Raw genomic sequence first — 6,747 nt, forward strand, 5'->3', positions numbered from 1 at the left:
ACGGATCGAACTGTCCGGCAACCGGACCGATGTCCAGCAGGAAGCGGCGCAACGCGCGTTGAAAACGTTCTCCAACCTGCTTCGCATTGCGGCCGGACCGTAGACCGGCCCGGTCGGCTTGTGGCCGCGAATTAATCGACGACAACGACCTCGGAGATGACCACGGGCTCGAGCGGCACATCGCTGAACATGCCGCTTCTTCCGGTGGCAACGCCCTTGATCTGCTCAACAACGTCCATCCCATCGACCACCTGTCCAAAAACGCAGTAGCCCCAACCATCCTGTCCCGGATGGTCAAGAAATCCGTTGTCGTTGACGTTGATGAAGAATTGCGCCCCGGCGCTGTGCGGATCCGAGGTGCGGGCCATGGCGATGCTGCCGACCTTGTTGGAAAGGCCGTTGGCCGCTTCGTTTTCCACCGTATGCGGGGCGGGTTTCTGGTTCATCGATTCGTCGAACCCGCCGCCCTGGATCATGAAATTGCCGATGACCCGGTGGAAGATCGTTCCGCGGTAATGGCCCGACTCCACATACTTCATGAAATTGGCGACGGTCTTCGGTGCCTTTTCGGCATCGAGCTCCAGTTTGATGTCCCCTTTGGACGTTTTAATCAAAATCATTTTTATTCCTCGGTTTGTTCGCAGGCCTAGTCGGCGTTAACCGCTTCGATGGCGGCGTCTTGGTTCATTTCAACCTCGTCGATCACATCCAGTACCGTTTTCTGGTTCGACTGACAGCCGGCAAACAGCCCAGCCATAAGAATTAACAGCAGATAACCTCTACCCATGGGATGCTCCTTTCCAATTCGGTCCATAGCGCAAAAAACTTATTGGTATGGCCCCGGGTTGTCGATACTGTTTGCCTTTTGATTTTATGGAGAAACCATGGCCCGCTGGAAACACATCCGCAGGAAACTGCGCCGCCCGTTTGAGACGGGGGGATTCTTACTGATCAAGTCGCTGATCCCGCTGCTGCCGCGCGGCGCGGTGGTTGGCCTCGCCCGTTTCGCCGGCAGGATCGCCCTGTTTTTCCCCTTGCGCGAAAAACGGATCGGCCTGAAAAACCTCGACGCCGTTTTCGGCGCAACCAAGACCGATGCGGAAAAGCGCCGCATTCTCGCTTCGTCGCTCGCCACCTTCGCGCAGACGATGCTGGATGTCTTCTGGTTTTCCGGCAATCCCGAGGCGCGGATCAAAAAATATGTCGAATTCGAGGCGAGTCCGCTCAAGGATTCCTTTTTCGAGGACAAGGCGGTCATCTGCATCACGGCCCACATGGGGAGCTGGGAAATCATGGGACAGGCCGCCGCGCTGCTCGGCGCCGACATGGCCAGCATTGCCGCCACCGTGAAAAACCAGGTGGTCGACCGCATCCTGATCGAGCAGCGCGAACGTACGGGGCAAACCATCATCCCGCAGAAGGGCGCGCTCAAAACCCTGATTGCCCGCTTCCGCAAGAAAGGCAAAGCCGCCTTCGTGCTCGACCAAAACACCGAGGTTGAAGACGGCGGAATCGTGGTCGATTTCCTCGGACTGCCCATGCCCGTATCCCCGGCGCCGGCCGCATTGGCCTACCGCACCGGAACCGAGATCATGCTCGGGTTCTGCCTGCCCGAGCAAGGCGGCCGCTACCGCATCCGGGTCACGCAGTCCATTGTCCCGCCCCCCTTCGACAAGGAGCGCGGCATGGATGAGATTGTCCATGGGCTGACCCAGCAAATCCAGGACGGCATCTCGGCCGAGATCCGGGCGCACCCGGAATACTGGCTATGGTCCTACAAGCACTGGCGACGTTCGGAAGGGCAAACCTACCCGGCCAACTATCCCGTCTATTGAGTCCGGCAACCGCTTAGGCTTCGCCGTTTTTCAGGGCGGCAATGCGTTCCATGATCAGGGCGGCATGCTTGTCGTAGGCTTCGCGCCCCGAGCCGAGTGCCTGGAATTCCTCCTGCGTGATCGGGTTGCCGTAGGAAATCGTCAGCTTGCAGGGTTTAATGAATTTGGTGCCCTTCGGATGGGCCTTGTAGGTGCCGTCGATATAGGCCGGAACCACGACGCATCCGGATTTTTCGATGATGAACCCGATGCCGCCCTTGGCGCCCTGCAGCTCGCCGTCCTCGGTGCGCGTGCCTTCGGGGAACATGGAGACCACCTTGCCCTCCTTGAGCGCCCTGATGGTCAGCTTCAGCGCTTTCAGGTCTCCCGTGCCGCGGGAAACCGGAATGCAGCCGACGCGGTCCATCCACCACGAGCCGAATTTCGAGTTCCAGAGCGTATCGCGCGCCATGAAGTGGATCGGACGTCCGCGATAGCCGACGCCCACCACGGGCGGATCGAGAAAGCTGGCGTGGTTCGAGGCAATCAGCACCCCGCCCCGATCCGGAATCTTTTCCGCCCCGCGGATGCGCAGGCGATGCCAGATCAGCAGAAACAGTTTAAAGACCCGGGTGGAGGCCTGGTAGATCCGCATATCGGCCATTACTTCGTGTTTAACAGGATCGATCATTTCGTGTCCCCTTTTTTCACCGCATCGACCACCGTCTTGATCACGTCCGCCAGCGTCATCGCCGTGCTGTCGATCACCTGGGCGCCCGGCGCCACCACGAGCGGATCCATCTTGCGGGTGGCGTCGATCTGGTCGCGTTTCTTCAAACTATCGAGCACCTCGTGCGCCTTTTCGTCTTCGCCGGCGGCCACCAGTTCGCGGTAGCGGCGCATCGCGCGCTCCTCCGGATCGGCATCGAGATAAAATTTGTAGGGGGAATCCGGGAAAACCACCGTGCCGATATCGCGGCCTTCCATCACCAGCGAACCGAAGTTGGCCAGCGACTGCAGACTCTCGACCACGAAACGGCGGATCTCCGGAATCGCCGCCACGACGGCGACCGATTCCCGCACGTCCTTTCCGCGCAGCTCCTGCACCGGAATATCGCCATCGATCGAAAAGATCGCCGCACCATCCTGGACAAAAAAACTCCACTCGGCACTGAGCATGCACTCAGTCACGGCGGCGGCGTCTTGGGGATCCACCCCTTTTCGGATGGCTTGCCAGGTCACGCCCCGGTAAAGCGCGCCGGAATCCGAATAGATGAAGCCCAGCTCGGCGGCCACGCCTTTGGAAACCGAAGATTTTCCCGAAGCCGACGGCCCGTCGATTGCAATTGTCTTTATACCTTCCACTAGCTACCTACCTTTCCACCCAGTTTTTCCATGTGCTGCCAGAACTCCGGATAGGAGGTGTTCACGCAGCCCACGTTGTCGATTGTGATCGCCCCGTCGGCGAACGTGTTCAGTACCGCCATCGACATCGCGATGCGATGGTCGCCATGGCTATCGATCACGGCGTCGGGCGTCTTCAAATCAGCCGGCCCGGTCACGACCATGCCATCCGCTTTCTCTTCGACCGCGACGCCGAACAGCCGGAGGTTCTTGACCATCTCCGCAATGCGGTCGGATTCCTTCACGCGCAGCTCGGCGGCGTCGCGGATATCCGTTTTGCCCTCGGCCAACGCACCCGCCACGGAAATGATCGGCAACTCGTCGATCAGGTTCGGGATTTCATCGCCCTCGATCACGGTGCCTTTCAGCTGCGCGCCGCGCACCTTGATGGTGCCGTAGGGATCGCCCTTCGCTTCCGTTACGACGACTTCGATGTCGGCGCCCATGCGTTTCATTACATCCAGCAGCGCCGTGCGGCGCGGGTTGAGGCCCACGTTTTCAATCAGCAGTTCGGCGCCCGGACGGGCGGCCACGGCGACGATCCAGAATGCGGCGGAGGAAAAGTCGCCCGGCACCACGAAGTCGCGTGCCGGGTAGCGCGGCCCCTGCTTGCCGAAGCCTTCAATCGAGATTTCGAGGCCATTGATCGTGATCGGGATATCGAGCGCCTGGAACAGTTTTTCGGTGTGGTCGCGCGTCGGGCGCGGCTCGACCACCGTGGTTTTGCCCTCGGCAAAGAGCCCGGCCAGCAAGACGCACGACTTGACCTGCGCCGACGCCATCGGCAGCAAATAGCCAATGCCCTTGAGATTGCCGCCCGCGATCATCATCGGGAGCGTCCCGCGCGGCCCGGTCAGGCCAATGCTCGCGCCCATCAATTCCAGCGGATGGCGGATGCGCCCCATCGGACGCGACGAAAGCGAGGCGTCGCCGACCATCGCGACTTCGATGCCGGCCCCCGCCACGATCCCGGCGAGCAAGCGCGTGCCCGTGCCGGAGTTGCCCATATCGAGCGGTTCGGCGGGTTGCCGCAATTGGCCGGCAACGCCGGTGATGTAGAGGGCGTCGTCCCTGAAGTCGGCCTGGGCCCCCATCTGTTCCATGGCCGAAAGCGTGCTGCGCGCATCCTCGCCGTTGAGGTAGCCCGTCACCTTGGAGGTGCCTTCGGCCAGCGAAGCCAACATCGCCACGCGCTGGGAAATACTCTTGTCGCCGGGAACCTGCACGGTTCCACCAAGCGCCGCCGGATATATTTTTTTACTGCTCATATCTTTTTTAAACCACGGAGCGCACCGTTGCCCGGAGCCTTTTCGTCTCGGCGCATCGGCATCCTCCGGGGCAGAAACTACCTCTTGAGAAATCGGTTGAGTTTAAGGATTTTGTTGCGGTCGTCGCGGGCGTCTTCGAGCCACCTGCGGATATCGTCGCCGTTGCCGCTGCGTAAAATTTGGATGAGCCCCTGCAGCTCTTGGTGAAAGCGATCCAGCTCGGCTTCGAGCGCCGCGCGGTTGGTATCGATGATGTCCACCCACATGTCGGCCGAGCCGGAAGCCACGCGCGTCGTGTCCTTGAATCCCGTCCCGCAAAAATCGGCTTTTTTCGACGGATGGCCATCGGCGACCGACCGCGCCAGCGCGGCGGCAACCATATGCGGCAGATGGCTGGTGGAGGCCAGCATCAAGTCGTGTTCGGCGGGCGACATCTCGACCACCTCCGACCCCGCGCTTCTCCACAGGTCGGAAACCAGCGCATCGGCTTCGGCCGGGGTGTCGTCCGAGGGGCAGACCACCGTCAGGCGCCCGTCGTAAAGATCGGGATTGCCCGCTTCGATTCCGGTCTTTTCCGACCCGGCGATCGGGTGCGAGCCCACGAAGCAGGCGGCGGAATTCCTGAACAGCGGTTCCATGGTTTTGAGCAACTCCGATTTGGTGCTGCCGACGTCCGTTACCACCGCCCCGGGCTTGAGTGCGCCCACGATTTTCTCGGCCAGTTTGGCGATCGTCCAGATCGGAACGCAGACCACGACGAGGTCGGCATCGCGGACCGCCTCGGCCGGATCCGCGAAAACTTCGTCGGCCACGCCGGACGCCAACGCCTGCCGGCGGGTTTCCTCGCGGCGGGCATATCCGAGGATTTTTCCGACGAACCCGCGCTTCTTGAGCCCCAGCGCCAACGAGGACCCCATCAGGCCAAACCCCAAAATTGCTATGTTTTTTGAACTATCCATGCTGCTTTCGGTAGGTGTAAAGGCCGCCTATTCTCCTTGGATTAAAAATTAATTCAACCCTAAAGCCCCGTGGCGATGAGACGACCATCCGCCGATATAATACCATTTGCGTACTATTTTGGATTGACTTACGCCTCGCCGGATCCAGTATAGGCGCAGTTAAAGTAAATTATTGGAGGTTTAACATGTCCTATCAACTACCGGAACTCCCGTACGCCTATGATGCGCTTGCGCCCTACATCGATGCGCGCACCATGGAGATCCACCACACCAAACATCACCAGGCCTATGTCAACAACGTCAATGCCGCGCTGGAAGGCACCGTACTCGAAGGGCTGCCGATCTTCGAACTTTGCAAGCGGCTCGACGAAGTGCCCGAAGAGAAGCGAACGGCGGTGCGCAACAATGGCGGCGGCCATGCCAACCACTCGTTCTTCTGGGAAATCATGAGCCCGAATGGCGGCGAACCCTCCGGCGAATTGCTGGCGGCCCTGAACCGTTCCTTCGGAAGCGTGGACGGGTTCAAGGACGCCTTCAGCAAGGCGGCCGCCACCCGGTTTGGCTCGGGCTGGGCCTGGCTGTGCAAGCACGAGGGCGGCGAGCTGAAGGTCTGCTCCACCCCGAACCAGGACAACCCGCTGATGAAGGGTATCGGCTGCGGCGGATTGCCGGTCCTGGGACTGGACGTCTGGGAACACGCCTATTACCTGAACTACCAGAACCGTCGCCCGGACTACATCTCGGCCTTCTTCAACGTGATCAATTGGGAAAAGGTCGCCGCGCTCTATGCGGAATCCGCCGAGTGCTGATCCCGTCGCGCGCGTGAAAGAATGAACCGGAGCGCCGCCCCATTCCGCCCGGAATGGGGCGGCGTTTAAAGAAGGGTGCCCCGATTTCCAGCATCCGGACCGGCTGGGCGCGCACCTAAGCCCCCAAGACAGCAATATAATAGGACCGGCACCGCGCAGATTTCGAATCCCAACGACTACACAGGTTACTCCCGCACTCCCTTTCGCGTTGTTCGTCCATTTGAACGACTGGTGGGCAAAGCCAATTTCAAGATCGTCTTTCAAAACATGAGGCCAAAGCAGGGCCACCTGTTCGCCTTGGCAAAGCGAATTGGTGGAGACAAAGGCAAATTGTGCATTGGTTCCTCGAATGTAATGAGCGGCCTTAAAAAACCAGCAGGCAATATAGTCTAGTGTCCTGTTTCGCAGATGAATCATATAAGTCAACTTAGTTAGTGTCTGCTGTCATCCTTTCACACAGCCGTCCGACTTTCTCTAAAATATCTTCAGCACT

At 59.9% G+C, this 6,747-nt stretch carries 8 protein-coding genes and 1 pseudogene; 2 read left to right on the forward strand and 7 right to left on the reverse strand.

Going from position 1 to position 6,747, the window contains the following annotated elements:
• Positions 1-131: 131 nt before the first annotated feature.
• Both ABYO54_RS12205 and ABYO54_RS12210 read right to left on the reverse strand, forming a co-directional pair.
• Positions 132-620 (reverse strand): peptidylprolyl isomerase, encoded by a 489-nt coding sequence (locus ABYO54_RS12205; RefSeq protein WP_372808531.1) that lies wholly within the window; start codon positions 618-620, stop codon positions 132-134.
• 26 nt (positions 621-646) lie between these two features.
• Entirely contained in the window at positions 647-787 is a 141-nt protein-coding gene (locus ABYO54_RS12210) for a hypothetical protein (RefSeq protein WP_372808532.1), read from the reverse strand.
• A 97-nt stretch (positions 788-884) separates the two neighbouring features.
• Here ABYO54_RS12210 and ABYO54_RS12215 point away from each other — a divergent pair, with 97 nt between their 5' ends.
• Entirely contained in the window at positions 885-1,835 is a 951-nt protein-coding gene (locus tag ABYO54_RS12215) for a lysophospholipid acyltransferase family protein (RefSeq protein WP_372808533.1), read from the forward strand.
• A gap of 13 nt (positions 1,836-1,848) precedes the next feature.
• Here the strand turns inward: ABYO54_RS12215 and ABYO54_RS12220 are convergent, their stop codons facing one another.
• From ABYO54_RS12220 to ABYO54_RS12235, 4 genes are all read right to left on the reverse strand, one after another.
• Positions 1,849-2,505, reverse strand: a complete 657-nt coding sequence (locus tag ABYO54_RS12220) for a lysophospholipid acyltransferase family protein (RefSeq protein WP_372808534.1) — start codon at positions 2,503-2,505, stop codon at positions 1,849-1,851.
• On the reverse strand, positions 2,502-3,179 hold the full coding sequence (cmk, locus tag ABYO54_RS12225; protein WP_372808535.1) for a (d)CMP kinase: 678 nt from the start codon (positions 3,177-3,179) through the stop codon (positions 2,502-2,504). The genes ABYO54_RS12220 and cmk overlap by 4 nt, the downstream gene beginning before the upstream one ends.
• Positions 3,179-4,486 (reverse strand): 3-phosphoshikimate 1-carboxyvinyltransferase, encoded by a 1,308-nt coding sequence (gene aroA, locus ABYO54_RS12230; RefSeq protein WP_372808536.1) that lies wholly within the window; start codon positions 4,484-4,486, stop codon positions 3,179-3,181. Before aroA ends, cmk begins: the two co-directional genes overlap by 1 nt.
• A 77-nt stretch (positions 4,487-4,563) precedes the next feature.
• On the reverse strand, positions 4,564-5,445 hold the full coding sequence (locus tag ABYO54_RS12235; RefSeq protein ID WP_372808537.1) for a prephenate dehydrogenase: 882 nt from the start codon (positions 5,443-5,445) through the stop codon (positions 4,564-4,566).
• Between the two features lie 185 nt (positions 5,446-5,630).
• Here ABYO54_RS12235 and ABYO54_RS12240 point away from each other — a divergent pair, with 185 nt between their 5' ends.
• Positions 5,631-6,254 carry a superoxide dismutase gene (locus ABYO54_RS12240; RefSeq protein ID WP_372808538.1) on the forward strand — a complete coding sequence of 208 codons (624 nt, stop codon included), beginning with the start codon at positions 5,631-5,633 and terminating at the stop codon, positions 6,252-6,254.
• Positions 6,255-6,410: 156 nt separating this feature from the next.
• On the opposite strand, the pseudogene ABYO54_RS12245 reads toward ABYO54_RS12240, so the two are convergent.
• A pseudogene (locus tag ABYO54_RS12245) lies at positions 6,411-6,653 on the reverse strand (DNA methyltransferase); the annotation flags it as partial.
• Positions 6,654-6,747 lie beyond the last annotated feature (94 nt).

The organism is Pontiella sp. (genome assembly GCF_041622395.1).
Classification (GTDB): domain Bacteria; phylum Verrucomicrobiota; class Kiritimatiellia; order Kiritimatiellales; family Pontiellaceae; genus Pontiella.

Coding starts and splice junctions, on each gene's coding strand:
- ABYO54_RS12215 (WP_372808533.1), top strand. CDS start 885: ATGGCCCGCTGGAAACACATCCGCAGGAAACTGCGCCGCCCGTTTGAG.
- ABYO54_RS12235 (WP_372808537.1), bottom strand. CDS start 5,445: ATGGATAGTTCAAAAAACATAGCAATTTTGGGGTTTGGCCTGATGGGG.
- aroA (WP_372808536.1), bottom strand. CDS start 4,486: ATGAGCAGTAAAAAAATATATCCGGCGGCGCTTGGTGGAACCGTGCAG.
- ABYO54_RS12220 (WP_372808534.1), bottom strand. CDS start 2,505: ATGATCGATCCTGTTAAACACGAAGTAATGGCCGATATGCGGATCTAC.
- ABYO54_RS12240 (WP_372808538.1), top strand. CDS start 5,631: ATGTCCTATCAACTACCGGAACTCCCGTACGCCTATGATGCGCTTGCG.
- ABYO54_RS12205 (WP_372808531.1), bottom strand. CDS start 620: ATGATTTTGATTAAAACGTCCAAAGGGGACATCAAACTGGAGCTCGAT.
- ABYO54_RS12210 (WP_372808532.1), bottom strand. CDS start 787: ATGGGTAGAGGTTATCTGCTGTTAATTCTTATGGCTGGGCTGTTTGCC.